Source organism: Deinococcus aerolatus, from assembly GCF_014647055.1.
Classification (GTDB): domain Bacteria; phylum Deinococcota; class Deinococci; order Deinococcales; family Deinococcaceae; genus Deinococcus; species Deinococcus aerolatus.
In genome coordinates this window covers 66,839-91,672 of record NZ_BMOL01000014.1, presented here as the reverse complement: position 1 = coordinate 91,672, position 24,834 = coordinate 66,839, and the positions used below count along the sequence as shown (strand labels likewise).

Genomic DNA, 24,834 nt, shown 5'->3' with positions numbered 1-24,834 from the left:
GAGACACCGCTCTTAAGGGCAGGTGCGTACGGAGCGAAAAATCACCATGTCAGACGACGAGGAAGAGTGTCTTTCCTCGCACGGCACCGCCCTCGCGGAAATACTGCAAAGGCAGATACGTGAGTAAATAATGTGATCTTTATGATCTTAGAGTGAAATCATACTCTTGGAAAGTATGTTTTATCACTTTGTAAGATTTTTGAGAGAGTCTCTCGCTCTACTGGGTGGTTGGCATCAGGCCTGAGGTGCACCTCGCCCTTCGCCATGCGAAGTGAGATTTAGAACCCATCATCCTATTCAGCGCTCAGGCCATCGCTGGGACTGCAGTCAGGCACGTTAGAGTGAGCTTTGGCATGCCTTGAGTTCAGAGAGCCAAGCGGTCATTAATGGCAGCGGTTGCCGTTCAGGCGTAGCTCTGCCGCTTTGTCTTTTGTTGGATATACCCGCTCCGAGGAGATACGGCAGGACATACAGGTCAGAAAGCTGCTGACATCTCTATGCAACACCTATCACTGCATTGACCGTGACGGAGGCTGGGAACGCAATACTGTTTCCCCTCCTGTCAGCACCCGCCACCCGGAGCGCCGTGCTGGGCCTGACGCCGCCTCCATGAGGTGCCGCCCAGGTGCCCGGGTCATTCACCGCGCCACGTCTCCCCTTTAAGCTGGACCAATGACGACGTTGCTGATCGACAGCGTGGTTGAAAGAGACCGCGCATGGACCCGCTGAATCTGGCCCGCACCCGCGCCCACACCCTCCGGCAACTGGCCCTGACGCTTGCCCCACTGCACACCGTGCCGCCCACCGTGGACGCGCTGCTCCAGACCCTGGGCACCCTGGATGGGCAGCCCCACGGCGTCCTGGTGGTGTTCGACGGCGCGCGGCGGGTGGTCAGCGCCCTCCATCCGTTTGGCCCGGCCGCTGGCGCTCCCAAGGCTGAACCGGTTCCCGACCTGAGGCCGCCGAGCCTGGTGATGGGCGCCGCGCTGGACACGGCGGCGCTGTGGGCGGAAGTGGCCCGTTCGGGGCAGGCGGTTTTTGGACCGCCGGTCACCTGGCTGCCCTTGCCCGGCCGTCAGCAGGCCCCGGGCCTTGTGGCGCTGGACTTCGGGCTCAAGTACCCCATCGATGACGATGAACAGACCTTCTTGCTCTCCGTCACGGGGCTGGGCGGTCAGGCGCTGGAAGAAACCAACCGGCAGCTTGAGGAGCGCAGCCTGGAACTGCAAGGCTTTACGCGCGCGCTGGCGCAGAACCTGAGTGAACCGCTGCAGCGCATCCACGGCTTTCTGAAGCTGGCCGAGGCAGCCCTGGGCGAGGACCTGCCCCCGCGCACCCGGCGCCTGTTCTCGCTGGCCCACCTGGAGGCCGAGACACTGGCCGAGCGCAGCGACGAACTGCGCATGCTGGCCCAGGTGGATGGGCAGCCTCTGCGCCTGGAGACCGTCGATCTGCGCCGCCTGCTCGCACAGGTGCAGCATGACCTGGTGCCGCTGACCCAGGGGCGGAACGTGGCCTGGACGATCGGAGCGCTCCCGGCCGTGCGGGGGGACGCGCTGCTGCTGTACCAGGCCTTCATGGAACTGCTGGCCTTTGCGCTGGAGAACACCTGGCAGCACCCGGAACCGCGGGTGAGCATCCGGGCAGAGGTGCCGGACGGGCAGGTGCTGGTGTACATCCAGGACAACGGCGCGGGCGTCACGGCGACGGCGCAGGACCACCTGTTCGAGGTGCTGGACCGTTCGGTGGCGCGGCGCACGGCCTTTGGGCGGCTGGGGCTGTCGAATGTGCGCCGGGTGGTCAATCGGCACGGCGGTTGGATCCGGGCGTCCACACCGCCGGAGGGGGGGCTGGCGTTCGTGCTGAGTTTGCCACGCCCGGTCACGGATGCCGCCAGCGCGCCGTCCTGACCAGGGTGCAGTCCATCCACTCCTGCCCGGTGTCAGGTTGGAGTATACCCCAACCAGACGTCAGATCACGGGTGGGAAAAGCGTCAGATTAGGATTGATTTCAGCATTGTCTGGCAGCCTCCTGTCGGAGTTCAAGACCCTAAACTGACACCTTGACGCCTACAGGGGCTCCTTATTGGCTGGCCCTCGCCCGATGCCCCGGGCTTCACCCGACACTTCTACATGGATTGACGGCCAAGCTCACGCCTATCCGCCAGTTCGCCGCGAGGACTAGGATGGCAGGATGACAGCGTTGACTCTCTCTAGCGTCGTTCTAAGCCGACGCCCATCGACACCGTAGCGCTGGCCTGCACCCGCGCCCACACTCTCCAGCAACTGGCCCTGGACCTCGCCCCACTGCAATCTGTGGGGCAGACCGCAGAGGCCCTGCTCCGCACCCTGACTATGCTTGACGGCCACCCCCACGGCGTGATCGCGACGCTGAACTGGGATGACCGGGTGGTAGACCAGGTGTGGTCCTCCGCGCCTGTCGATTCAGTGCCCATCCCCGGTGAAGCTGCCCCCCAGCCTTCAGCGACTCAGGCCCCAGACGCTCAGCCCCTGGCCCTGGTGTCGGGGGCCCCGCTGGATACGGAGGTCTCCTGGGGTCAGGCCGCCCGGTCCGGCGTGGCCTCGTTCGGCACCCCCGAGACAGTTCTGCCCCTACCTGGACGCCAGCAGGCTCCCGGCGTCGCCGTGCTGGTATTCGGGCCGTCCCATACGCCTGGGGATCAGGACGAGCAAGCCTTCCTGCTGTCGGTGGCGGGACTGGATGGCCAGGCGCTGGACCGCGCCGTGATCCTAGACGCGCAGCAGGCTGCCCAGACCGTGCTGGCCAGGCGCACCCAGCAACTGGAGGAACGCAACCTGGAGCTGTACAGCTTCACCCGTGCGCTGGCCGAGAACCTGGGCGAACCCCTGGAGCGCATCCACGGCTTCCTGAAACTGGCCGAGGCTGATCTGGGCGAGGGCACGCCAGAGCGCGTCCGCCGCCTGTTTACCTTCGTGCGCCTGGAAGCCGAGATGCTGACCGAAGTGAGGCGGGCAACTTTGGCCTTATGGTCGGCCATGAACCGCAACGGCGCATTCAGGAGGTGCCATGCAACTCCACAATGCTCCCTCGCCTGATCTCCATCTTCTGAGCCAAGCATTTGCCGCGAGCGTCACCGGCATCATTCTCACCGACGCGCGGCAGCCGGACCTGCCGATCATCTTTGTCAATCCAGCCTTCGAGCAGCTCAGCGGCTACCTGGCTGCCGAGATCATCGGGCGCAACTGCCGCTTTCTCCAGGGTCAGGACCGTGATCAGGACGCCCGGCATGAGATCCGGGACGCCCTGCTGCAGGGCCAAAGCGTCACCACGGTGCTGCGCAATTACCGCAAGGACGGTTCGCTGTTCTACAACGAACTCACCGTTAGCCCCATCCGCGACGCAGCGGGAACCATCACGCACTTCGTGGGCTTCCAGACCGACGTCACCTCGCGTGAGCAGGCCAGGCAGCAAGAAGCGCACGCCAAACAGCACCTTACTTCCACTCTGGAGCGCATTACTGACGGGTTCGTGTCTTTTGATCAGGACTGGACTGTCACTTACGTCAACGCGGCAGCGGCAGCCATGATGGCCCGTGAACCCACCGAAACCCTCGGCCAGAACCATTTCGACCTGTTTCCACTGTCCACCCACGCACCCCTGGGTCTGGCCCTTCAGAAAGCCCGGGAATCTGGGACTGTTCAATACCTGTTGAACCACTCGGCCATGGGGAAGCAGGCAAACGTCACCATTTATCCAGGCGGGGACGGCGTCTCAATGTTTATTCAGGATGTCACCGAAACCCGGGAGGCGCAGCGGGAGCGGCAGATCAGCCAGGAGCGATTCGCCAAGGTCTTCGAGGCGAGTCCCGTCGCCATCTTCATCACCCGTCAAAGCGACAAACACTTTATCGAGGTCAATGCCGAGTTCTCACGCCAGAGCGGCTATACCCGCGAGGAGATCCTCGGCCAGTCTTCTCAAGCCCTCGGCTTGTGGGTCAATTCAGCTGACCGCGAGATTGCCTGGAGCATGGTCGACGGCGATCTTATAATTCGCGATCGTGAAATTCTTTTCCGCAGCAAGAGTGGAGAGGAAGTGTACGGCGTGCTGTCGATTATCCCAATGGAGGTGGCCGGTGAAGCCTGCGTGATCGGCTTTGTGCGGGACATCACCGAGGAAAAGCGGGCCAGCAATCAGCTCCAGGCCAGCGAGGAGCGCTTTGCCAGAGTCTTCGAGGCTTCACCAGTCGCCATTGTCGTGGCGGATCTCGAGAGCGGCCATTATCTCGACGTCAACGCCGAGTTTCTGCGCCAGAGTGGCTACAGCCGCGAGGACGTGATCGGCCGCACCCCGGTCGATCTCAACGTCTGGGTTAACCCGCCAGAACTCGAAGATGTTGGGCGAACGCTGCAGGCAGAAGGGAAGGTGCTCAACCGTGAGGTGCAGTTCCGCCTGAAGTCCGGAGTGGTGGCCGACACGGTCATATCGGTCGTTCCCGTCACGATTGATGGAGAAGCGTGCGTGGCCACGCTGGTTCGTGACATCACGGTGGAGAAGCGAGCGCAGCAGGTTCTGGCAGAGAGCGAGGAGCGCCACCGCCAGATCGCGACCCAGTTGCAACGGACGCTGGACCTCTCACTTGACCTGATCACCTGCATTGGACCGGACGACCGTTTTATGACGATGAGCGCCGCTTCCATTCAGATCCTGGGCTACACACCTGAAGAGATGATCGGCCGCGCAGTCTCAGACTTTATGCACCCGGACGACCACATAACGACCCTTACCGCGCGGCAACGCACACGAGCAGGTCACACCACGACGAACTTTCAAAACCGGTACCTGCACAAAGATGGGCGTGTGGTCTGGCTGGAATGGTCAGGCACGATGTTGCCGGACGACGCGGTGGTGTACGGCATGGCCCGCGACGTCACCCAGCGCCGGGCTACCGACGAAGACCGGGCCTTCCTGGCGGCCATCGTGCAGGCCAGTCACAGCGCCATCATCGGCGTTTCGTTGGACAACACCATTCGCTCCTGGAATCCTGGGGCCGAGGAACTCTACGGCTACGCCGCCGAGGAGGCGATCGGTCAACCGGTCACCTTCATCGTTCCTGCCGAGCTTCAAACGCTCGAAATTAAGTTGATGGAACGGGCCAGTCAGGGGTTCCGGGACCCACCATTTGAAGGCAACCGGATGACCAAGAACAGCAAGCAGATTCAGGTACTGGTGACCCTCTCGCCAATCCTGGATGCTACCGGTCAAGTGATCGGTGTCTCCAAGATCGCCCGCAACGTCACGGCCCTGCGTAAAGCTGAGCAAGAAATTCAGGTCCTCAACGGGGACCTCCAGCGTCAGTTGCGGTCCATTACGGGCCTCCGCAAAATTGATCACTCAATCGCCGTCAGTGCGGACCTCAACGTCACCCTCGGTCTGGTTCTGGACAATGTCAAGCAGCAACTCGGCATGGACGTGGCCACCGTCCTCCTGTTCGATGCACTCCGGAAGACACTCACGTACACTGTCACCCGGGGCTTCTACGCCGAAAAACTGGAGAACTCGGGGACGAAACTGGGCGTAGGCCTGGCAGGGCGCGCAGCGCAGACTCAGCAGCCAATCAGCCTTCCGGATCTGACCAATGCATCCGTCTTGCCAGCCTGGCGTGAAGTCGTGAAAAACGAAGGACTGACCGCTTATTACGCGGTACCGCTCCTCAGCAAAGGGCAAGTGGTGGGGGTCATAGAAGTGCTCCATCATCAGGCCTGGCCACTCTCACTGGATTGGCTCTCAACCCTCGCGACGCTGGCCGATCAGGCCGCCATTGCCATTGACAACGCCAGGCTGGTGGCCGAACTGGAGCGTAGCAACGTAGAGTTGCGTTCAGCCTACGACGCCACCATTGAGGGCTGGGCCAGGGCACTAGACTTGCGTGACGAGGAAACGGAAGGACACTCACGCCGGGTCACGGAGATGACGTACGAGCTTTGCCAGGCACTCGGATTTACCACCGATCAACTGGTACAAGTCCGTCGGGGTGCTCTGCTGCACGATATCGGCAAGATGGGCATCCCTGACGCAGTGCTGCTCAAGCCAGGCAAGCTCACCGAAGACGAGTGGACCCTCATGAAAAAGCATCCGGAGTACGCGGCGGATCTGCTCACACCCATCGAGTTCCTGCGTCCCGCCCTGGAGATCCCCGAGTGCCACCATGAGAAGTGGGACGGCAGTGGTTATCCGGCTGGGCTGGCAGGAGAGGCCATTCCACTGGTTGCCCGCGCCTTCGCGGTGGTGGATGTCTACGACGCGCTGACCAGCGACCGCCCCTACCGAAAGGCCTGGACGCGGGAGCAGACCATCACCCATCTCCAGAACAGCTCAGGCACGCACTTCGATCCTGAGATCGTGGAGGTCTTCATTCGCATGATTGGGCAGCACTGATGTCGGCGGTGAAACGCCGGCCGATTTTGACGATTTTTACTGGCAGTTGTGCCAGGGCCACGAGAGTGTTGTAGCCGGTCCCAAAATTGTCCAAAGCCGTCTGGATACTCAGGGCCCCAGGTTGCTCAGTCACCACCGCGTCAGGCTGAGCCTTCGGCCACCGTACCCGACAGGCAGTTGGCATGAAAGCAGAAATCGTTCGCCCCACCGCCGGATTCTCGCTGCCTGTCCGCACGCTGGACTGCGTACTGTTCTCAGATATGGTGGATCCTGACCCGGGATGAACTGATGGACGAACAGCCCAATGAATGAACACACCATGCACTCCCATATTCGCAATCTTCACCATCCCCCGCAATTTTGGACTTACCGTGGTCCATGACTGCCTCACCGCGCCGGCCAGTGCGTCCTGCCCCCCGGCGCTCTGGTGCTCCCGTTCTGCTGGCCGCCACCGGGTTGGGGGCCGGACTGCTGCTCCGCAACGTCACCAGACTGCCGCCCACGGCCGCCGAGAAGAAGGCGACAGCCCTTCAGGTGCTGGACGTGATGTTGCCGGAGACGCGCGCTTTTGACGTGCGGCTATGGGACGGCACCGTGCTGGCCGCGCCCCAACGAAGCGCCCGCGCCACACTGGTCCTGAACAGTGAATATGCCCTGGACCGCATGGTGCGCTTTCCGCTGGACATTCACCTCGGCGAGGCCTACCTGCGTGGCGATTACGACATTGAGGGTGAGGTGGGCAGCGTAACCAGTCTCGGCGACGATCTGCACCTGACGCCCACCACGCTGCTTCGCCTGCTGGCGTGGCTGCCTGCCCTGCGCCGCACAGGCAACGGTGCGCCGGAACCCCTGGCAATCACCGCAAGACTGGCTGGCCCGCCCCACAGCCGGAGCCGCGACCAGCAGGCCGTTCAGTACCATTACGACGTCTCCAATGACTTTTACAAGTTATGGTTGGACCGCCGCATGGTGTATTCCTGCGCGTACTTTCCCACAGGTACCGAGACGTTGGACACGGCGCAGGCGGCCAAACTGGAATATCTCTGCCGCAAATTGCGCCTGAAGGAAGGTGAGCGGCTGCTGGACATCGGCTGCGGCTGGGGTGGTTTGGCGATCTACGCCGCGCAGGCCTATGGCGTAAAGGTGCTGGGCGTGACCCTATCCGGCGCCCAGCTGCGGGAGGGCCAGGCGCGCGTAAAGGCGGCGGGCCTGGAGCACCAGGTCTTCCTGCAACGACGCGACTACCGCGACGTGCTGGCAGACCGTACGCCGCAGTTCGACAAGATTAGCTCGATCGGCATGGCCGAGCATGTGGGCAGCAAAAACCTGCGGACGTACTTTGCCACCGCCTTCGCCGCCCTGAAGCCTGGCGGGCTGATGATGAACCATGCCATTGCCAGTCCGCTCCAGCTGCGCAAGCTCCCGCAGTGGGTGGAGGGCGGCAACTTTGTTGGGAAATACGTTTTCCCCGACGGCGAGCTCCAGCCAATTGCCGAGACGCTGCAGCGTGCCGGCGAGGCGGGGTTCGAAGTGCGGGATGTGGAGAACCTGCGCGAACACTACGCCCTGACGCTGCGCCACTGGGCTGCCAACCTCGAAGCCCACAGCGAGGAGGCCCGCGCCGCGCTGGGCGAACAGCGCTTCCGGCTGTGGCGCTTGTACCTGAACGCCTGTGTTCCTGCCTTCGAACGCGGCAACCTTCAGCTTTTCCAGAGCCTGCTCGCCAAACCTGCTGCGCAGGGCAGGGTGCAGGTGCCACTGACCCGGGAAGATCTGTACCGCGACGACCACTGACCAGGTGAGAACACCGTTGGGATGAAGCACAAGCTCCGACGGATGGAGGTCTGCTCAAGGTGGCTCCACGCCCTGTCCTAACAGAACGGCGGGCCACCGTGGCCATTGCATACAGGGACAGGGGGCGCCCATCGTCCGGGGGTGCTGACCGGGTGGCCCCCGCAATGGGCTGGCGGCCGCGATACGTGAAGACAGCGCGTCGGTACGTCCGCATTCAGCATTAGCACGACCTGTCCGCCCACCCCCGTTTCGTTCGGTAACAAAGCTTCATGGACCCAGGTCAGCTGGTCCTCGTCAGCCCCGACCCACTTGACTCGGCTGCTCGGAAGAGGGCTGTGGCCACGCCGCCCGTCCTGGATCCTCACCCGTTCCTCCTGGCTGCAGGCTTTTTCTTCGTTTGTGCACCAAAAGCCAGGAACTCCATCACAAGCCTATTTTCTGTCGCACGCACCAGCCAGACTATGGACACCTGAAACTGGATGTCCACGGTCTGCAGCAGAGCGCTTCCTCAGCCCATTCGGGTGATGGACTCCTCAGGGTAGGGGAAGGAATTCATTCCACCCCACCTGGCCGGCTATCTCCGCGGCCGAGAACGCATTGTCCGACGCCTGCCACCCCGAGAACGCCACAACGGTGGTGTGACGCTGCGGGTGGTACCACAGGGCGGTCATGACGGCGTCCGCACCCAAGTGAGCGCGCCTGGAGACGTACCCCGCCTTGCTCAGCATGGTTCCCAGGGTCTGCATGCGCGTCTGGCACTCTGAGAGCTTCAGCCCTGTTGCGGACATGGCGGTTAACTGGGTGCCCAGGGTCTCAGCGGGAGCTGCCTCTCCAGAGACACCCAGCAGCCCCAGGGTGAGCACCGCGACGGACAGGCGGCGGACAGCAGTCTTGAGTGGAGACATGAGCGTTCCTCCTGGGCAGGGTAGGCCTGCCGCCGCGCCGCTCGTCCAGCCGGGACTGGGACGGCGCGAAATGAGGTGGGGTGAACGACGCCGGAAACCTGGAGCGTCAGGTGTGCTCTTCTCACCTGACCTCAGCGCTGAGCTGATGCGTTCAGAGTGCGCGCTTCCGGTTCAACGCGCATCGCGAGAATTACCCACGGTGCGCGCAGGTGACCCCGGCAGAATTCGGTAGGCCCCAGCCTGTCGGAAGGGACGGGGAATCAAAGCAGCCAGAGATCTGACTGGAGCAGGTGCTTCCTGTGCGCCGATGCTGTCGTGTTCAGGCCTGAGTTCAGTCCAAGGCGCTCATGAACGGGGTGGCTTGGATTGACCCCCTTCGGCCAGCCCGTGCCCGATGGCCCAGCGGGTGAGCTCCACACGGTTGTGCACTTCCAGCTTGCCCAGCAGGCTGGCCACGTGCTTCCCGACCGTGCCTGGACTGATGCCCAGCGCCTGCGCGATCTTCTTGTCGCTGTGTCCCTCAGCCACCTGGATCAGCACCTGCTGTTCCCGGGGCGTCAGATGGTGCGCGGTCGGCAGGCCGGGGCCATCGGCCATCACGGCCTCGTTCAGCTCAGCGGCGACGACCTCCGGCCCGGCGTGCATCCCCACCTCCCAGGCCGCCGTGAAATCGCCTGTGGGCAGCGCAGCGCGCAGGGCATCGATCAGCTCCCCGCGCTCGACCTCGCAGCTGGGCGGCATCCGGACACCAGAGCGCCTCTGGACGGCGGTGCTGGCCGCCGACAGCCGTACAGCCAGCGTCAGGTGGCCCCGGCGCTGGGAAAGCAGCGCCGCGGTGTAGAGCAGGCTTTCCTCGAAGAAAACGTCGCGGAGCGTCTGGCCCACCCGCCAGCCCCGTCGCAGGTGGGTCAGGCCGGCATCGAGGTCCCCCAGCAGCGCGCTCATCCGCGCGCATGCGACGCTGGAATAGGCTTCACCCATGATATAGCCCAGTGTCTGATACAGGTCCAGGGCGCGTTTCAGGTGCGCCAGGGCGGCTTCGTAATCCCCGGCCTGACCCAGAGTGAAGCCCAGGTTGTGCTGCGTCTGCGCCTGCAGCGGCAGGTCGTGCTGCGCCTCTGCCAGCCCCAGGGCCTGCTGGAAGTACTTGATGGCTGGCGCAGCCTGACCCTGGCTGCCGAGCACATCGGCGAGGGTGGACAGGGCCGAGGCCTCACCGGCCGGGTCCCCGAGGGCACGCCAGACCTCCAGGCCCTCGCGGCCCCACCTCACGGCCTCGCGGTGCTGATGATTGCGCAGGGCCAGCCAGGCCGACGACTGGAACACCTCGGCCCGCCGGGCACTCAGGACATCTCCGGGCAGGGCCAGCACCCTGGCGCACAGTGCCACCGCCCTGGAGAGCCCCCCCTGGCTCGCCCAGTACCCGGTCAGGGCCAGCACGAAGCGTTGCGCTTCCCCGGCCAACCCAGCGGCAACAAGATATTCCAGCGCGGCATGCAGATTGGCGTCGTCGGCCTGTAGGCGCGCCATGCCCTCAGGCGTCAGGTTAACGCCACCCGACGCGATGTGTTCGGCCATAGACAGGAAAAAATGTGCGTGACGATCAGCCAGTCGCCCGGATCGTCCTGAGGATCGCCCTTCCCCGGCCGCGTACTCCCGCACGGGTTCCAGCAGCCGCCAGCGCGGTTCCGGGCCAGCCGCGCGTTGTACCAGGCTGTGCTCGACCAGGGCGATCAACACGGACTGGGTCCCGTCCACACCCGCCACCGCTTCCAGGGCCTGCAGCGTGAATCCGCCGAGAAAGGCCCCGCAGGCCAGGAACACCTCGCGCTCGGTGGGGCTGAGCAGGTCGGCACTCCAGCGAACGGCACTGCGCAGGGACTGGCGGTGTGGTGCGTCGTCCAGGGGCCCGTCCGTCAACACTTCGAGGGGAGCGTTCAGCCAGCCCAGCAGACCCTCCAGATCAACGGCGCGCAGGCGGGCGGCGGCCAGTTCCAGCGCCAGCGGCAGACCCTCCAGCACCCTGCAGATGGCGCTGAGCACCGCGGCGTTGTCGGCGCTCAGCGCGAAGTCGGGGGCGACCTCCTGGGCCCGCTGCACGAACAGCTGAACAGCGGGACTGGCTGAGGCATGGGCGTCATTCACAGGCACGGCGAGGGGCCTCAGGGGCAGTTCCTGTACGCCGCGCAGGTGCAGCACACGCCGGCTGGTGATCAGCAACCGCGCACCGGGCAGGCGTGAGGTCAGGGCGGCGAGGTCTGCCTCAGGGCCCGGCAGGTGTTCGAGGTTGTCGAGCACCAGGAGAATCGAGCGGTGGCCGATGGCGGCCGCGAGCTGATCCAGCGCTGGATCCGGTGAGGCCGGCAGGTGAAGGGCGCGCATGATCGCCGGCAGGAGCTGGCCCTCACCGCGCTGGGGAACCAGATCCACGAAGCAGCCGCCCAGGTCGGAGTTGGGGAAGATGTCGGCCAGCAGGGCCTGGGCCAGGCGGGTCTTACCGACACCGCCGGCGCCTCGGATGTTCACCACCCGGATATCTGGGCGGGTCAGGAGTTCCCGTGCCACCGCGAGCTCATGATCCCGGCCCACCAGCTCCGGGAAGGCGAAATCGCCGGGATCCATCGTTCGAAGGACCGTCATGATCCACTGTACGACTCCGGAGACTTGGAGCATACGAGGTTCCTGGATCAAGCGAATACCTCCATGCATGATCCACCTAGAGTGCGTCAGAAGATCGTGCTCACGCAGCTTTTCTCTGTTTATGGCGCTTCCGTTGACTTGGGGCTCAGGATCAGCTCCGCCCTGGAGTGTCAGGTGAGAGAAGATTGCCTGCCCATGGCTTAGCGCGTAGTGAACCGACCGGAGACCGATCTCGAGATAGCTCAGCGCCCGTCGCCAGTGGGGATCGACGACACGTCGATCCCCCGCCGCACCACTTCGATGCCTGCAAACACGAGGAGCAATGTCGCCACGGGCAGCACAGTTGCCAACCGTTCGAGACTGAGCGGATCTCGCACGTTGGAATCTTCCAAACCAAACAACCTGCTTTTCTCGTTCAGGAAACCTTCCTCAATCTGGAAGTGCTCGCCGTACTCAGCAAAGGCCTCCATGCTCGTCGTCGCTGACCACCTGCCAGAGCAATGTAAACGGGACCAAACTGCTTGTGAGTGAGGGTGATGTTGTGGAAGCAGCGCGTTTTTCTGGGCGAGAGCTGCACATCACGCACCTGACAGAGCCGCTGGCCATCCGGGGCTGCCAGGATCAGGGTCTGACTGCCCCAGTCGCGCAGGGCATGGGTGACCAGTGGACCGTAAATGCGGCCACAGTCGATGGCTGGATTCTCCAACTACCGATGAAGTCGACGTTCGCTGCTCTGGATGAACGTGGCACGGGAGCGGATGGGAGGGAGCCAGGCGGGGATGAAACTGCGCTCTGAGAGCAGCAGGCCCGTGACCATTCAGGCCAGCGTGTGAGCGCCCTAGACGTCGTTCCACAACCCCTGTTGGATGTGGTTGAAGACGGCTGGAGACAGTCGGGAAGCGTCCCCTACCGGGGACGCGTTCTCATACCTTGTGGCAAGCGATCAGGGAGGGCCCTGGGTGGGTCATCTTGTCTATGACGGGAAACGACTGCTGTGGGTCATTCACCCGATGCAGGACACGGCCACGGGACCTAACCTCAAGATGTTGGTGCGGCCAACCAGGGAGACAACCTCCTGTCCGTCCGGAACTCACTTCAACCGTGCCCACTGTCGCAGCTGAGCACGCAGTTGTGAGTTCCCATTACCCCCAGGGGTCACAAAGGAGACAGAACATGCGTACACTCACCAGCTTCCTCGCGATGGCCGTCCTCGCCTTCGGAGCCAGTGCCTCCGCCCACGCGGTGGTGCGTACAGACCTGGGTTCCGCCGAGAGTGCCCTGGGGGCAACCGAGATGTACCGCTTGCAGGTGCCGAACGAGAGCGCGGCGACGAGCGCGACCACCGAAGTTCGGATGTTGATCCCTGCAGGCTTCACCTTGTCCCGCACAGTCCAGGCACCGGGATGGCAACGCCGCTTCGAAAAGGATGCGGGCGGGAAGATTACCGCGGTGATCTGGAGCGGTCACATTGATCTGCAGGAGATCGCGCGCTTCTACTTCCAGGGAACGAATCCGAAAGAAGCAACCAGCCTGAGCTGGAAGGTCTATCAGAAGTACGAGGATGGCACGGTGACGGCCTGGGACGATGCCACCAAGGACTTCCCGGCGTCATCCATCACCGTGAAGTAAGACCAAAGGCGTGCAGGAGTCACCAAACTGTGGCAACCTCAGGGCCCTTGGCCATCCAGCGCACGTGACCAATTTGGGTGGCCCCAGGCCCCAGAGGGGTGGCCATCCGGTTCAAGAAGACCTATTCTGGAGATGTTCAGCAGGTCGGCTACGCCCATAATCCACGTGGACAGGACGCGGGACGGCGGCTTGCGCCCGCGTATCCCTTCCTTCCAGCGTCTTCGGAGAGTGAGGATGGCAACATTTGTGCTTGTGCATGGGGGCTGGTCCGGCGGCTGGGTCTGGCGTGCGGTGTCCAAAGAGCTTCGCTGCCACGGGCATGACGTGTATACCCCGACCCTGACCGGCTACGGTGAGCGCTCGCATCTGCTCAGTCCTGCCGTTTCGCTGGCCACGTTCCTAGATGATGTCCTGAACGTCATCCGCTTTGAGGACCTTCTTGACGTCATCCTGGTCGCGCACAGCTTAAACGGCCCACTGGCTCAGGGTCTGGCCTCCTTCCAGCCGTCTGTCTTTGCACAGCTGGTTCTTCTCGACGCCTTTTTTGTTCGACCTGGGGACCGGACTGTCGATGCCTTCGAGCCTGCGTTCGCGTCAACTATCCAGGCCTGGGTGGATGCCGCGGGCCAGGGCTGGTTCGTTCCTCAACTGCAACCCGATCAGGACAGTATCGATGCCACAGAAGGTCGGGGGCGGCATACGGCCATGCCCTGGAACCCCTATCTGGAACCGGTGGCGGTGCGTGCCAAGCTCACCACCGTGCTGCCTTGCACCTTCATCCTGTGTACTGAAAAGCCGGCCTCACCGACAGATACTGCCATCCTTGCCTCAGCGCAACGTGCACGCGAAGACAGTTGGACCCTGATCGAACTCAGGTCCGGGCACGTCCCCATGTGGACGGCTCCCACCGAGCTGGCGCGTCTGCTCGCGGATCTCACCAGTTAAGGACTGCTCTGCCGTGGTGTGGTCTACCGCTTGCCGGTCCTCCTCAGCATGGCGCTGCCCTTCCACATTTACTGATGCATGCGTAAATATGTAGCATAAGGTGTGACGATTTCCTTCTGGCGGCTCAGCCGCCTCACTCGCACCCAACAGGAAGAACGGCGCCTTGCCGCCCAGTCCGCCCTCCCCGACTCCGGCCGCACGACCCGCGACCTGGCCCAGCAGTTCGGCATGGCCGAGTTCACAATCCGTGCGTGGCGTGCTCGGCTGAACCGCGATGGACAGGAAGCGCTGCGCGCTTCCCGCGCCACAGCTCGACCACAGCGCCTGACTGCAGCGCAGCAGGACGAAATTGGGACCATGATCAATGGTGACCCCCGGTCGCACGGCTTTGAGACCAGTGGCTGGACGATTCCGAAGATTCGCCACGTGATCGGCGTGGCCTACGGCGTGTGGCTGGATCGGGCGCACCTCTCCCGGAAACTCCGGCGCTGGGGGTTCACGTATCAGCGGCCCGCACTGCGGGCCGTGGAGCGTAACGAAAACGACATCGCCACCTGGGTTCGCGTGCAGCGAGAGGCGCTGGAAAAAAAAGTCGCTGAGGGCGCCCCCCTGGTGTTTCTGGACGAAAGCGACTTCAGTTTGAAAACGACGAAGGGAAGGTACGTACCTGGGGACGGTGTGGGCGGACGCCCATCATCCCCACGAAACTCCGCTGGGAACATCTGTCTGTGATCGGCGCCATCACGACAGGTGGGCAGTTCCTGCACCACACGCACCGCGGCGCGGTGCGCTCACCAGGGGTCGTGACGTTCCTGGAGCATGTGCTGCGACATGTGGACGGCGAGGTGATCGTGGTGCTGGATCGCGCCATGATCCACCGGTCGAAAGCGGTGCAGGCGTTCGTGCACCTGCACGAACGCCTGTCCTTGGTCTACCTGCCGCCGTACGCGCCGGAACTGAACTCCACCCTGCTGATCTGGGCCGATCTCAAGCGGAATGTCGTGGGGAATTTCTGCGCGATGTCGGTGAGCGAGTTGAAGAAACGGCTGACGGTAGGCTGGCAACGCATTCGGCGCAAGGCTCTGTCGCTGGCATTCATCCGGGGAACCCCATTCACCGCGTCGCTACTGACTTAAACATGGATCAGTAAATCGAGGACGCAAGATGTACGTGCTGGAAGGCATCGAGAGCGTCAAGTTCCAGTTGAAGCGCTCTACGACGCATCTCGGGGGTGAACGAGAACCGTACAGTTCTCGCCAAGGCGCCCCAGTGCGGCCACGATCCCGGCACGCTCACGGGCACGTCGAGGTTCTGAAGATGGCAGAGCAGAAAAGCCACCACTGACAAGCACCACCAACGCGTCACCCCCTATCTGCTGTGCTGCGGGAAGCGTTCGAACTCAAAACGCCCTTTAACCTGTAATTCTCAGCACCTGTCACTTCGAGGAATTGACGTTCCAGTCGATGGAAAAGGCATGCTGAGTAGTTCGAGGCAGTCCCAGAAGGCGTCGCTACCCACCGCACTGCCTGACTGAGGATCTGCCACCCCATCCGCCAGATGCGCAGACATTGCCGAATCCGCTTCCGGCGCAGGAAGGAATATCACTCCTGCAGTGTGGACTCATAGTCTGCGATCTATACCGCCCACCGGCGGGCGGGGAGCATGTTGAGGAGACGGGCGGGCCAAAAGGATGTGCGCTGCCGTACTGCTGCCCGCCCTGATGGGGGTTGTGGCAAGTTGCCGGGGAAGGTGACTTGGTGCTGAGCGTCTCGTTCAGACCACGGGCGCGGCCAAGACCCAGCGGTCACGCCCCTGGGTCTTGGCCTGGTAAAGCGCCTGATCAGCGGCCAAGAGCACGCTGTCGAGGTCAGGGCCGTGCTGTGGAAAACTGGCGACCCCCAGCGAGATGGACACGCGCAGGAGATGCGCCCCATACGTCACCTGCTGCGCCCCGATCTCCATGCGCCACTGTTCTGCCCGGCAGACGGCAGCAGCGCTGTCCAGACCAGGCAACACGACAATGAACTCCTCTCCGCCATAGCGGCAGATCGTCTCGCTGGGCTGCCGCGAGGCCTGGAGACACGCGGCCACCTGGCGCAGGACCGCGTCACCTCCAGCATGACCGGCCAGGTCATTGACGGCTTTGAAGTGGTCGAGGTCGAACAGCACGACGCTGAACGGGCTGTCCTGGGCACTCAGCAGGGCTTCTTGCAGGTACCGGCGGTTGTACAGGCCAGTCAGAGGGTCACGGACGCTCTGCTCGCGCAGTGCGTGCTGCAAGTGCTCAATTTCGGCCATCCGCAGCTGAAGCTGCTCGTGGGCGAGCCGCAGTTCGGCCTCGGCTTCGCGTTGAGCCGTGACGTCTCGCCAGACCACAATATGCCCCTGAACCTGTCTCCGGGCGTCCCGCAGGGGGGTGACCCGCACCTCCAGATGCTGTTCGCCCAGCGTCAGTTCAGCCGACGCTGCCTCGCGGTCTCCGGTTAGGGCGCCCAGGGACGCCGCGGCCACACCCCACTGCTCAAACACCCGTTCGGCTGGGTGGCCGAGCGGGGTCGGCAGCGCTGGGTCGGCGAGTTGCCTGGCCACCGGGTTGAGATCTACCAGCCGCCCCGCCCGGTCGAGGACGACCACGCCCTCCCCCATCTGCTCGATCACTTGATGCCTTGCGACCGGCACGAGATCGAACAGCTGGAATCCCAGCAGGCCCCACAGGAATACCAGGGCGGTGATCAGAAACAGCATGGGGGTCAGGTCCAGTTCGGGAAAGGGGCTCAAGCCCAGGACGCTGACCAGGTTCACGATCCAGGGCAGCCCCAGGCCCGCCAGGAGGATCCCGGCCTGACGGCGGTACGGGTCCGTTGCGCTCCGGAAGAACAGCGCCAGCCGCAGCGCACTGAGTAGCATCAAGCCGTAACCGTGCACCACCACCACCGTGAACCCGGGACCGCCCTGAAGCCTGGTATGGGCTTCCAACGTTCCCAGCTGCCCGAACAGGATCCCGCCTGGATCGCCGGCCAGCAGCAGGCCCCAGGTGGCGACGGGGACGGCGAGCAGGGTGACCCAGGCTCCCGCGTGCATGGGCCGGTTCGGTTGGGTAAAGGCGCGGGTGAACAGCCACACGCACACCGGCGCACTCACCACGCCGAAGAAAGTGGCGTCCAGCCAGAACTGTTGCAGTCGGGGCGAAGGGCTATCCCAGTGCAGCGCGTAGGTCAGGCTCCATTGCGCGAGGGCCAGCAGCAGGAAGGCGAGGGGACGGGCGCCCGGCGCACCTCGGCGTCGCCAGACGAAGTGGGCGATACCCAGGGCCGCGAGCCCGGTGACGTACAACCACGCGGCGTATCCGGTGGCCAGGGTCTCGGTCATCGGCTGCGCGGGGGCTGGACCGCCCCCGGCCCTACGCCCACTCCAGCCCAGCGAAAGGAGAGAGAGATGATCATTTTGTCTTAATGTACAGCGCCTGGTCTTGCAGAATTCTGCGCTCTGCCGTGGACTGCTGCGGCTGGTGATGGCAGGGTGGCCTTCAAGGGCCTTGAGCGACACAGCACGCTTTGTTCGCCGGCTGGAACGTTAGTTCCTCTCCCCGTTTCGACTCAGGACCGAGGAACGGGGGGAGGGCTGTCAGGACCACCTACGGCCTGGGCGAAACCTGCACGAATTCTCCGCCGTCTCTCCACAGGGGCGGCGCATGCTCTGTCTCAAGACGACGCGACAGGCGAAACACGCCCGCTCCCACGTCAGACAAGGAGAAAGACCATGAACAAGACCCTGATGACCGCTGTGCTCGCCCTGACCCTCGCCGCCGGCTCCGCCTTCGCCGCCCCCAACCCCGTCCGGGTCTCGGCCAGCGATGGTGAAGGTCTGGGCTACACCAAGCTCTACACCGAAAGCTCGTGGATGTCGCTGGTGGTTCCGATGTCGGCCTTGGAGTACACCGTTCCCGGTGACCTGAGTCTGTCCGTCACGGGGCTGCCGGAAGGCACCACCATCACCCTGGATGGCGTCACGCAGCGCGGCAACACCCTGCTGTTGAACGTGAGTGTGAGCCGCGACGACACCAGCGTGGGGGTCAACGACATCGCGTCCATCGCCCTGATGTCGGGAGATCAGGTGTTGACCACGCTGACGATTCCGGTGATGGGCGCAGCCGCCAGCGACTGAGCCGCCGTTTTCCCCCAGAGGGGCCGCCACTTCATCTGAAGTGGCGGCTTTTGCTGCAGGCCGGATGGCCCGGAAGTGACGGCTTCCCCTGGCCTCTGCCTCGCCCCGAGGTATAGGAGGCGGGACGGCTTCAGGATCGCGTCTTGGCCCGATCTGCGTGTTCGAGTCGCCCCTGGCGCGGGTGCAGTTCGCCAGAAAGATCCGGGTGGGCAAGGCCATGATCCGGCTGAAGCTGGGAGAACAGGACTTGCGGTTTGAGCTGTCGAGTGGAGAGTTGGTGGGCGCTGTGGGGCCGCTGTCCACGTTCATTCTGCCGGGGGCGTTGGAGGCCTTGCGTGCGAGTTGAGGACTGACTGGCGAGGCAATGGATGGCCATTGTTCCCCAGGCGTGGAGCGGGGGTTGAGGTGACTGGCGTTCAGTCGAACAGGGAAGGCAGGACAGCGGGTGCGGGCGCATCCGGCCAGGCCCCGATCTCGCGGAATTCCAGGCCACGGGCGCGCAACTCCTTCAAGGCCGGCGCGGTAATCGACGGCGCGGCCAGAATGCCCCGGACCTCGCCCACTCCAGTTTTATGCACCGTCGCCACGTAACGGCCCAGCTGACTGACAGCATCCTGCGTCGCGCGGCCCCGCTTGAGTTCCACCACCACGAACCGGCCGTGTGTGTCGCGTGCGTACAGGTCGATGCCGCCGGAATCAATCAGCAGCTCGCGGTCCAGCACGGTCAGGCCGGGCTCAATCAGGTCCGGGTGACGGGCCAGGGCGTCCTGCATCTGTTTTTCTGAACCGGACAGCGTGAAGGACGCCTCCTCGTGCAAATCCAGCGCGAGAGCCAGATGCGGGTAAAGGAAGGTTACCCGCACCAGCTCCTCCGGACTGCGGCGAGACGCGTGCAACACGCAGTGACCGTGTTCGACGCGGGCGCTGAGTTCGTCCGTGCGGGGTTGCCAGTTCATGGGTTTGATGCCGGTGGGCGCGTGGATCTGTAGGCTGCCGTCGCGTTTGATCAGGACGAGGTACGCGCCGACTTCGGCGGTGCTGGCCGCGCGGCCGTGGTAGGTAACTTCGGCGAGGCCAGCGATCTGGAGGAGGACGTCGCGGGTGCGGGTGTGAGTGTTGAGGAAGGTGGTCAGACTGGCGGGGTCCGGCGTGAGGAGTTGAGCGCGGATCATGCCGGCATGGTGGCATGGCACGTCAGCGGGTTCTGGTCAGCGCGGCATGCTGTGCCTATGGCGCCCTGGTGATGGACTGCCGGGGCACACCAGAACGACAGGACGCTTAGAACTATGGCAGCGTCACGCTCTATATTCGAAAACCCAAGCGCAAACTTTGAGACCCCTTTGCGGACACCGACGTCACAATGCTCTTTCTCGACAGTGTCGACACCGCAAATGGAGCACCTTCAGGGCCATAGACGCCGTCCTGGACCGCTTCACTTAATGGCAGATGGAGTCAATTCAAGAACGATATTGGCGTCCAGTTTCAACACAGCACACAGTGCTCGGAGCTCAAAATCGTACATGCTCCGCTCTGCACGCTCGATCTTGCTGATGGTCGTGGCCGAGAGGTCAAGGCCATACGTTTCTGCAACGGCGGCGCTCAGCTCCTCTTGCGACCATTGGGGGTTCCTGTCCAGCCGGGCCTGCCGGATTTTGGGACCACTTAGGTTCATGCCTTTCCCCATCCTTCCGAGGGCTTGGGATTTCCGGCCTTCGAACGTGCGGTTGGGTCGTTTGGCTTGGGCCATAGCCCTGACACGCTAGAGACCCAGTTGGCATGGCACCACTCTTTATTATAGATTCTCTATTAAATACATTTACAGACTTAATACCTGAATAGATTTTTCCGACTTCCCCTCCTCCTACTAGAGCATCGACATGCCTGTCTCCTCAACGAGTATGTTCAAGTGGCTTTCAAAAGCCGACGATGACACCATCAGCCACTGGGCTAGGAACATCTCGGACGCTAGGGACGAGTCTAGCCTGGGCGTTCTACTGGAATTCTATTTGTTGCACGCCAGCCGGAAACAGGCGCATATCAGCCCACGAACACTCCTCGCTTACCGCACTGGGCTTTCCGCCTTTCTGATCTGGTGTGAAGCTGAAGACGTCAATATCTCCCAGCCCATGCGCCGTGACCTGGCCCGTTACCGATTGCATCTGGAGAATCGTCCGAATCGAGGGCGTCGGGGCGGCTCACATCTTGCCCCAAGCACCGTCGGCGCCTATCTGACCACTGTACGCCTCCTGTACCGCGCACTGCACTGGGCGGACGTGATCCAAGGCCCCTTCCCTGAGGACGTCCGGAGCCCTATTGATCCCACCCGCAGCGCTGTTAAAAACCCTCCTTATGACCAGGAGGTTGAAAGGGCGCTGGAGCTGGCCACACCAGGGATTCGCGCACTTCTCCTGCTTTGTGCGCACGGTGGCCTCCGCATTTCAGAAGCCCTCATGGCAAGGCGCAGTCACCTCCACGGCGCCGTACTTCTCGTGAAGGGAAAGGGGGAGAAGACGCGGCAGGTGCCGCTCAGTGCGAGAACCCGAGAGGCGCTGCTAACATTGCCTGCACCCGCAGGCCAGGACGCCTATTTTGACTGGACTTACAATCAGGCGTACTACCGTGTACAGAACCTTTTCCGCGACGCTCAAGTTGAATGGCGCGGGTTTCACGCTGCCCGCAAAGCGGCCGCCTCACGCTTGTACCACCAGACCCGGGACTTCACCCGGGTTGCGATCTTCCTCGGGCACAGTTCGGTGGACACCACGAGGCGTTACGTCAGGATGGACGAGGATGATGTTGCAGCCGAAGTGGAACAATGGTGATTAATCCTGTCCTGCCCAGAAGGTGGTTGCAACCGTTTGAATATCGGCGCGTGTCACACAGGGTCGTCCCGCTGCCAAGGCCAAGCAGGCGGCCTCACAGAGGATGACGGAAAATGCCCCCAGGCGATACCGCCCCAAATGCAGAAGCTTCGACGCCAGCTCTGAATCTGGATTCAGCAGTTCTGATTCTTCTGGAAAAGGAAAATCAGATAGAACTGTCGCAAGAAACGCGTAGTATTCCGGACCATCCTCCCATTTTCTCAGTTGATGTCGTTCAAATCGCGACGAAAGCTGGGGGTCGTTGCGAAGGATATCCACGACCTCAGGCAGGCCGGAAAGCACCACCGTGACGCCAGGGAGGTTGCACAGGGCTCTCAGACCCGAGAGGATCATGGGCATCTGTCTGGGCTGGCACCGCCGAACGTCATGAAATTCATCCAGGATGATGAGATTTGTCTCCTTCTTCGCGAGGATTTTGCAGAGCGCATCGAATTTCCGGTCGCTGTCGCCTCGAAGGGAGATTGGGGCCCCCAATGACTTGAGGCAAACGTTGTAGAGTGACACCAGGTTCCACCCTGCGGCGACATCTGCCCGGAGACTGGGCGTGCCGTGGGGGGAATGTTGTTTTGCCCGGTCATGAATCCAATCGAGCAGCGTGGTCTTTCCATGCCATTGCTCTCCGGTGAGGGCCAGACAGCGTGAACGGTGCTGATACTGATGTTGGTGTAGGTTCTGCACCCTCGACATAAACTGATTCGCTGCGGCGTAGTTGAGACGTCGGCGACGCCGTACATGAGTGATCTGCTCGTTGAGCGGAGCTTGGAGCAACCGCTGCGCTGCTGCGGTGAGATTCAATCTTCCTCCAGGAGCAAAGGGGCAGCCAGCCAGGTCTGTTTGTCCGCGGCTGTAGGGCGCTCAGGCGGCTGCTCTAGCTTGGTTTGCGGCTCAGTCGTCACTGAACGCCGCGTGGCCTGGGTGGCGGCACGACTTTCGGCCGACCTCTCCTCACTACGCCGGTAGAATCCCATGACGGAGTCGGTATCGGATGGATCATGGCCTGCAGCCCGCATAGCCTTTCGCGTCTGCTTGTATTCTCTGAGTGTAAGCCTGGGATATCCCAGATCCTTGTACCGGAGGCGAATGTACGCTTTCCCCTGCAGCAACCACACAGAGCTCAGGTCATAAGGATCGTACTTAATAATGTATTTCTCGGATCGACCGATCAGTGGAATGAGGCTGTCATTCCAGTACTGGATGTTGTGCACGAGTACACCAAATGGATGAACTTTTCGTCCAACGGTAAGTTGAGGCAGAACATCCACAAGAAGTGCCTCCCGGTTGGGTGAATAGACGGGCTCCGGGTGCGGCGAAGTTTGATATGCCTTGAGCGGCGTGGACTGCAGGGTCTCGTGGATGGATCGGTGGTAACCGTTGACAATGTAGTCGATCAACTCCGTCTCAAGTTCACGAAGGGTACGGGTAGCCTCGCGCGCGCCATCTTGACGGCCCCCAGGGAGTGCCTTGGTGCTTCCGGGCAGGTCTTTTACATATCGGCTCAGGGTGCCGAAAAACGCCTCTATTTTGGCCTTGTCTCGAGGTCGATATGGTCGAGCAGGGGTGAGGCTGAAGCGGTATTTGAGTGAAAGGTCTTGGAGAAGCCGTGACTTGAATTCGGCGGCGTTGTCTGGACGCAGCCGTTTGGGTACGCCCCAGCACGGCCATTCGCCCTGAATGCCCAGGCGGTGCAGGACCTCCGTCTTAGGCTGAAAGGCGCTGTAGAGCGCGCGGCCCACCGCGTACTGATTGGGCGGGTCAAAGGAGAGGTAGTAGCCCAGAACGACTCGGGTCGCGGTGTCTAGCAGCAGGGTGAGGTAGGCGACACCGACAGGCCGCCGATCATGGTCGGCGAGAAGAATCATATCGATCATCCAGTGATCCACTTCCACCAGATCCAGTGGGCCCGCCCCGACCTCTCCTTTCTTCGTCGGGCGGAGTTGATCCTGAGCTTTTCGTCCACGCTGTGGCTTCATGCGTTCCAGAACCGGCCGATCTCCCACCCGGCGACAGAACGTCGCGTAACTGATGTTCCGGAGGCCAAGCGAAGATAGTTTGTTCTGCAGATCGTGATAGGCTCGTTTTCTTGATCGGGGCTGATTGAGCGCGTGAGCAGCAGTGATCACCTCCTGCATAAGGGCCTCAATCTCCGCAGGCATACGGGAACGGTGAACATCTGAGCGGTATTCTTTTACCAGTGGTGCGTCGGTCATCCACTGCCGCCACCAGGTGTAGGCCGTACTTCGTGCAATGCCGACAGCACGACCGGCAACTGTAACAGCATCAGGAATCACGTGCGCAGTCATCTGCGAGTAGAGGTCCTGGAACTGCCACTTGAGATCAAGACGCCCACGCTTGGCCGGTGTGTCGTTCGCAGCGATGAGCGAGACAGATTTCTCAGGTGAGATGTCCAGATCTGAGAGTGGCCGAACCTGTTTTGCCCCTATGCCTCCTAACGCACTGAGAATTGCGTGTCCACTGGAGAGAATCTCGTCGATTCGCCAACTCTGATCATTCAGACGAATGATGTTTCCCGCTCGCAATAGGGGGGGTTGGGTCATGACAACTGTTCTCATAGTCTCCTCCAAAGTGCAGCTGAGGTTTGATCAATGGAACGTCAGAGGTAGTGATGGAATAAAGCGAGCTGCAGCGGGTGCAGCGGTAGATCCAGATATTGCTCGGAGCGGCGAAGAAGTTAGACTCGGGAACCTCCTTCTTTTCGCAGTGGGCACAGTGATCGTCAACGCAGATGGCAATGGCCTCTGTCAGGGTGCCAGCTGTTCCAAGGTGGCATTGAGTGCCTTTCAAGACGTCGGTGTACCAACTGGCATACACCAGATGAATCTCCGTTTCGGTGTCTTCGAGAGAGACGTGCCTCCAAATGTAGATGTCGTACGAAGCGTTAGCTGGTTTGAAGGAGGGGCGTGACCAACCCTCCCACGGGCGAGCACCAAACGTGAAACGCTCGCCTATTGAGGCGTGAATCTCCATACACCGGCGATAGGCTGCTTGAGCTTCAAACGGCAGGCACTCGATGACCTGCTGGCGTTCCCACGCGTAGCGCGAAATAAGATAGTGGAACGACTGCACAAAAGCGTTGCGGTGAGCGAGGCTCGCTTTTTCCCAACTGATACCTGCTGGTAGAGGTCGCCCTGAAAAGACGAAGGCGTTGATCAGGGCGATACTTTTTGTCTCCAGCCAGTCCGCGAAGGCACCAGCAAAATCCCAATTGTTGACCGCGGTGAAGCGTCCCCACTCGCCTTCCTGCACGCTGAGGTTCTCGAGGAGCACCGCGCCGATGAGAAGCCGGGACGTGGCCTGATGGTCTTTCGGCTTTCTTCTGGGCGCCGTACAGAGGTCCTCGCCACAGACCTGGCAGAGCCGAATGCTTCCATGCCCTGCTTCACTGTCGAGTCGGCCCGTCAAGGTTCCGCAGTGTGGGCAGGTTTCACGCATAGGTTGAC

Annotated in this window: 21 protein-coding genes; 11 read left to right on the top strand and 10 right to left on the bottom strand. The window is 62.4% G+C overall.

Annotated elements, in window-relative coordinates; translation table 11 throughout:
- Positions 1-716 precede the first annotated feature (716 nt).
- The 3 genes from IEY31_RS13995 to IEY31_RS13985 all read left to right on the top strand — a co-directional run bounded on the left by IEY31_RS13995 (position 717) and on the right by IEY31_RS13985 (position 6,417).
- The gene (locus IEY31_RS13995; protein ID WP_188973044.1) at positions 717-1,910 is read left to right on the top strand and encodes a sensor histidine kinase; all 1,194 of its coding nucleotides are present in this window, start codon (positions 717-719) and stop codon (positions 1,908-1,910) included.
- 405 nt (positions 1,911-2,315) lie between these two features.
- Positions 2,316-3,077, top strand: a complete 762-nt coding sequence (locus tag IEY31_RS13990; protein WP_188973042.1) for a hypothetical protein — start codon at positions 2,316-2,318, stop codon at positions 3,075-3,077.
- The gene (locus IEY31_RS13985; protein WP_188973040.1) at positions 3,049-6,417 is read left to right on the top strand and encodes a PAS domain S-box protein; all 3,369 of its coding nucleotides are present in this window, start codon (positions 3,049-3,051) and stop codon (positions 6,415-6,417) included. The genes IEY31_RS13990 and IEY31_RS13985 overlap by 29 nt, the downstream gene beginning before the upstream one ends.
- Here the strand turns inward: IEY31_RS13985 and IEY31_RS19090 are convergent.
- On the bottom strand, positions 6,392-6,601 hold the full coding sequence (locus tag IEY31_RS19090) for an EAL domain-containing protein (protein WP_373289172.1): 210 nt from the start codon (positions 6,599-6,601) through the stop codon (positions 6,392-6,394). The genes IEY31_RS13985 and IEY31_RS19090 overlap by 26 nt on opposite strands.
- Positions 6,602-6,795: 194 nt before the next feature.
- Between IEY31_RS19090 and IEY31_RS13975 the strand changes: the two genes are divergently transcribed.
- Positions 6,796-8,211 carry an SAM-dependent methyltransferase gene (locus IEY31_RS13975; protein ID WP_188973036.1) on the top strand — a complete coding sequence of 472 codons (1,416 nt, stop codon included), beginning with the start codon at positions 6,796-6,798 and terminating at the stop codon, positions 8,209-8,211.
- Between the two features lie 533 nt (positions 8,212-8,744).
- Here the strand turns inward: IEY31_RS13975 and IEY31_RS13970 are convergent.
- From IEY31_RS13970 to IEY31_RS13960, 3 genes are all read right to left on the bottom strand, one after another.
- A complete protein-coding gene (locus IEY31_RS13970; protein WP_188973034.1) occupies positions 8,745-9,116 on the bottom strand; it encodes a hypothetical protein in 372 nt (123 codons plus the stop codon).
- A 345-nt stretch (positions 9,117-9,461) separates the two neighbouring features.
- Positions 9,462-11,756 (bottom strand): tetratricopeptide repeat protein, encoded by a 2,295-nt coding sequence (locus IEY31_RS13965; RefSeq protein WP_188973032.1) that lies wholly within the window; start codon positions 11,754-11,756, stop codon positions 9,462-9,464.
- Positions 11,757-11,998: 242 nt separating this feature from the next.
- The gene (locus tag IEY31_RS13960) at positions 11,999-12,226 is read right to left on the bottom strand and encodes a hypothetical protein (protein WP_188973030.1); all 228 of its coding nucleotides are present in this window, start codon (positions 12,224-12,226) and stop codon (positions 11,999-12,001) included.
- 703 nt (positions 12,227-12,929) lie between these two features.
- On the opposite strand from IEY31_RS13960, the gene IEY31_RS13955 reads away from it, so the two are divergent.
- From IEY31_RS13955 to IEY31_RS18745, 4 genes are all read left to right on the top strand, one after another.
- Positions 12,930-13,385 carry a DUF1775 domain-containing protein gene (locus IEY31_RS13955; protein ID WP_188973028.1) on the top strand — a complete coding sequence of 152 codons (456 nt, stop codon included), beginning with the start codon at positions 12,930-12,932 and terminating at the stop codon, positions 13,383-13,385.
- A 234-nt stretch (positions 13,386-13,619) separates the two neighbouring features.
- On the top strand, positions 13,620-14,330 hold the full coding sequence (locus IEY31_RS13950) for an alpha/beta fold hydrolase (protein ID WP_188973026.1): 711 nt from the start codon (positions 13,620-13,622) through the stop codon (positions 14,328-14,330).
- Between the two features lie 102 nt (positions 14,331-14,432).
- Entirely contained in the window at positions 14,433-15,062 is a 630-nt protein-coding gene (locus tag IEY31_RS18750) for an IS630 family transposase (protein ID WP_229723637.1), read from the top strand.
- A complete protein-coding gene (locus IEY31_RS18745; RefSeq protein WP_308424333.1) occupies positions 15,023-15,466 on the top strand; it encodes a transposase in 444 nt (147 codons plus the stop codon). The genes IEY31_RS18750 and IEY31_RS18745 overlap by 40 nt, the downstream gene beginning before the upstream one ends.
- 637 nt (positions 15,467-16,103) lie before the next feature.
- On the opposite strand, the gene IEY31_RS13940 is transcribed toward IEY31_RS18745, so the two are convergent.
- Positions 16,104-17,699 (bottom strand): histidine kinase N-terminal 7TM domain-containing diguanylate cyclase, encoded by a 1,596-nt coding sequence (locus tag IEY31_RS13940; RefSeq protein ID WP_188973024.1) that lies wholly within the window; start codon positions 17,697-17,699, stop codon positions 16,104-16,106.
- Positions 17,700-18,089: 390 nt separating this feature from the next.
- Here IEY31_RS13940 and IEY31_RS13935 point away from each other — a divergent pair, with 390 nt between their 5' ends.
- Together IEY31_RS13935 and IEY31_RS13930 are read left to right on the top strand one after the other, a co-directional pair.
- Positions 18,090-18,494 (top strand): hypothetical protein, encoded by a 405-nt coding sequence (locus IEY31_RS13935; protein WP_188973022.1) that lies wholly within the window; start codon positions 18,090-18,092, stop codon positions 18,492-18,494.
- Positions 18,495-18,651: 157 nt separating this feature from the next.
- The gene (locus IEY31_RS13930) at positions 18,652-18,840 is read left to right on the top strand and encodes a hypothetical protein (protein ID WP_188973020.1); all 189 of its coding nucleotides are present in this window, start codon (positions 18,652-18,654) and stop codon (positions 18,838-18,840) included.
- Positions 18,841-18,910: 70 nt separating this feature from the next.
- Here IEY31_RS13930 and nucS read toward each other — a convergent pair whose 3' ends face one another.
- Together nucS and IEY31_RS13920 are read right to left on the bottom strand one after the other, a co-directional pair.
- Complete coding sequence (nucS, locus tag IEY31_RS13925; RefSeq protein ID WP_188973018.1) at positions 18,911-19,666, bottom strand: endonuclease NucS; 756 nt, start codon at positions 19,664-19,666, stop codon at positions 18,911-18,913.
- 260 nt (positions 19,667-19,926) lie between these two features.
- Positions 19,927-20,241 (bottom strand): helix-turn-helix domain-containing protein, encoded by a 315-nt coding sequence (locus tag IEY31_RS13920; protein ID WP_188973016.1) that lies wholly within the window; start codon positions 20,239-20,241, stop codon positions 19,927-19,929.
- Between the two features lie 151 nt (positions 20,242-20,392).
- Here IEY31_RS13920 and IEY31_RS13915 point away from each other — a divergent pair, with 151 nt between their 5' ends.
- Positions 20,393-21,316 (top strand): tyrosine-type recombinase/integrase, encoded by a 924-nt coding sequence (locus tag IEY31_RS13915; protein ID WP_188973013.1) that lies wholly within the window; start codon positions 20,393-20,395, stop codon positions 21,314-21,316.
- Here IEY31_RS13915 and IEY31_RS13910 read toward each other — a convergent pair whose 3' ends face one another.
- From IEY31_RS13910 to IEY31_RS18740, 3 genes are read right to left on the bottom strand one after another with little or no spacing between them, the layout of a single operon-like run.
- The gene (locus IEY31_RS13910; RefSeq protein ID WP_188973011.1) at positions 21,317-22,171 is read right to left on the bottom strand and encodes a TniB family NTP-binding protein; all 855 of its coding nucleotides are present in this window, start codon (positions 22,169-22,171) and stop codon (positions 21,317-21,319) included.
- The gene (locus IEY31_RS13905) at positions 22,168-23,931 is read right to left on the bottom strand and encodes a Mu transposase C-terminal domain-containing protein (protein ID WP_188973009.1); all 1,764 of its coding nucleotides are present in this window, start codon (positions 23,929-23,931) and stop codon (positions 22,168-22,170) included. Before IEY31_RS13905 ends, IEY31_RS13910 begins: the two co-directional genes overlap by 4 nt.
- Positions 23,882-24,796: a hypothetical protein gene (locus tag IEY31_RS18740; RefSeq protein WP_229723636.1), complete on the bottom strand. Its 915-nt coding sequence runs from the start codon at positions 24,794-24,796 to the stop codon at positions 23,882-23,884. The genes IEY31_RS13905 and IEY31_RS18740 overlap by 50 nt, the downstream gene beginning before the upstream one ends.
- Positions 24,797-24,834: the final 38 nt, after the last annotated feature.

Excerpts from the sequence above, each read along its gene's own strand:
- IEY31_RS13995 (WP_188973044.1), top strand. The coding sequence starts at position 717 with ATGGACCCGCTGAATCTGGCCCGCACCCGCGCCCACACCCTCCGGCAA.
- IEY31_RS13985 (WP_188973040.1), top strand. The coding sequence starts at position 3,049 with ATGCAACTCCACAATGCTCCCTCGCCTGATCTCCATCTTCTGAGCCAA.
- IEY31_RS19090 (WP_373289172.1), bottom strand. The coding sequence starts at position 6,601 with ATGCCAACTGCCTGTCGGGTACGGTGGCCGAAGGCTCAGCCTGACGCG.
- IEY31_RS13975 (WP_188973036.1), top strand. The coding sequence starts at position 6,796 with ATGACTGCCTCACCGCGCCGGCCAGTGCGTCCTGCCCCCCGGCGCTCT.
- IEY31_RS13970 (WP_188973034.1), bottom strand. The coding sequence starts at position 9,116 with ATGTCTCCACTCAAGACTGCTGTCCGCCGCCTGTCCGTCGCGGTGCTC.
- IEY31_RS13965 (WP_188973032.1), bottom strand. The coding sequence starts at position 11,756 with ATGACGGTCCTTCGAACGATGGATCCCGGCGATTTCGCCTTCCCGGAG.
- IEY31_RS13960 (WP_188973030.1), bottom strand. The coding sequence starts at position 12,226 with ATGGAGGCCTTTGCTGAGTACGGCGAGCACTTCCAGATTGAGGAAGGT.
- IEY31_RS13955 (WP_188973028.1), top strand. The coding sequence starts at position 12,930 with ATGCGTACACTCACCAGCTTCCTCGCGATGGCCGTCCTCGCCTTCGGA.
- IEY31_RS13950 (WP_188973026.1), top strand. The coding sequence starts at position 13,620 with ATGGCAACATTTGTGCTTGTGCATGGGGGCTGGTCCGGCGGCTGGGTC.
- IEY31_RS13940 (WP_188973024.1), bottom strand. The coding sequence starts at position 17,699 with ATGACCGAGACCCTGGCCACCGGATACGCCGCGTGGTTGTACGTCACC.
- IEY31_RS13935 (WP_188973022.1), top strand. The coding sequence starts at position 18,090 with ATGAACAAGACCCTGATGACCGCTGTGCTCGCCCTGACCCTCGCCGCC.
- nucS (WP_188973018.1), bottom strand. The coding sequence starts at position 19,666 with ATGATCCGCGCTCAACTCCTCACGCCGGACCCCGCCAGTCTGACCACC.
- IEY31_RS13920 (WP_188973016.1), bottom strand. The coding sequence starts at position 20,241 with ATGGCCCAAGCCAAACGACCCAACCGCACGTTCGAAGGCCGGAAATCC.
- IEY31_RS13915 (WP_188973013.1), top strand. The coding sequence starts at position 20,393 with ATGTTCAAGTGGCTTTCAAAAGCCGACGATGACACCATCAGCCACTGG.
- IEY31_RS13905 (WP_188973009.1), bottom strand. The coding sequence starts at position 23,931 with ATGACCCAACCCCCCCTATTGCGAGCGGGAAACATCATTCGTCTGAAT.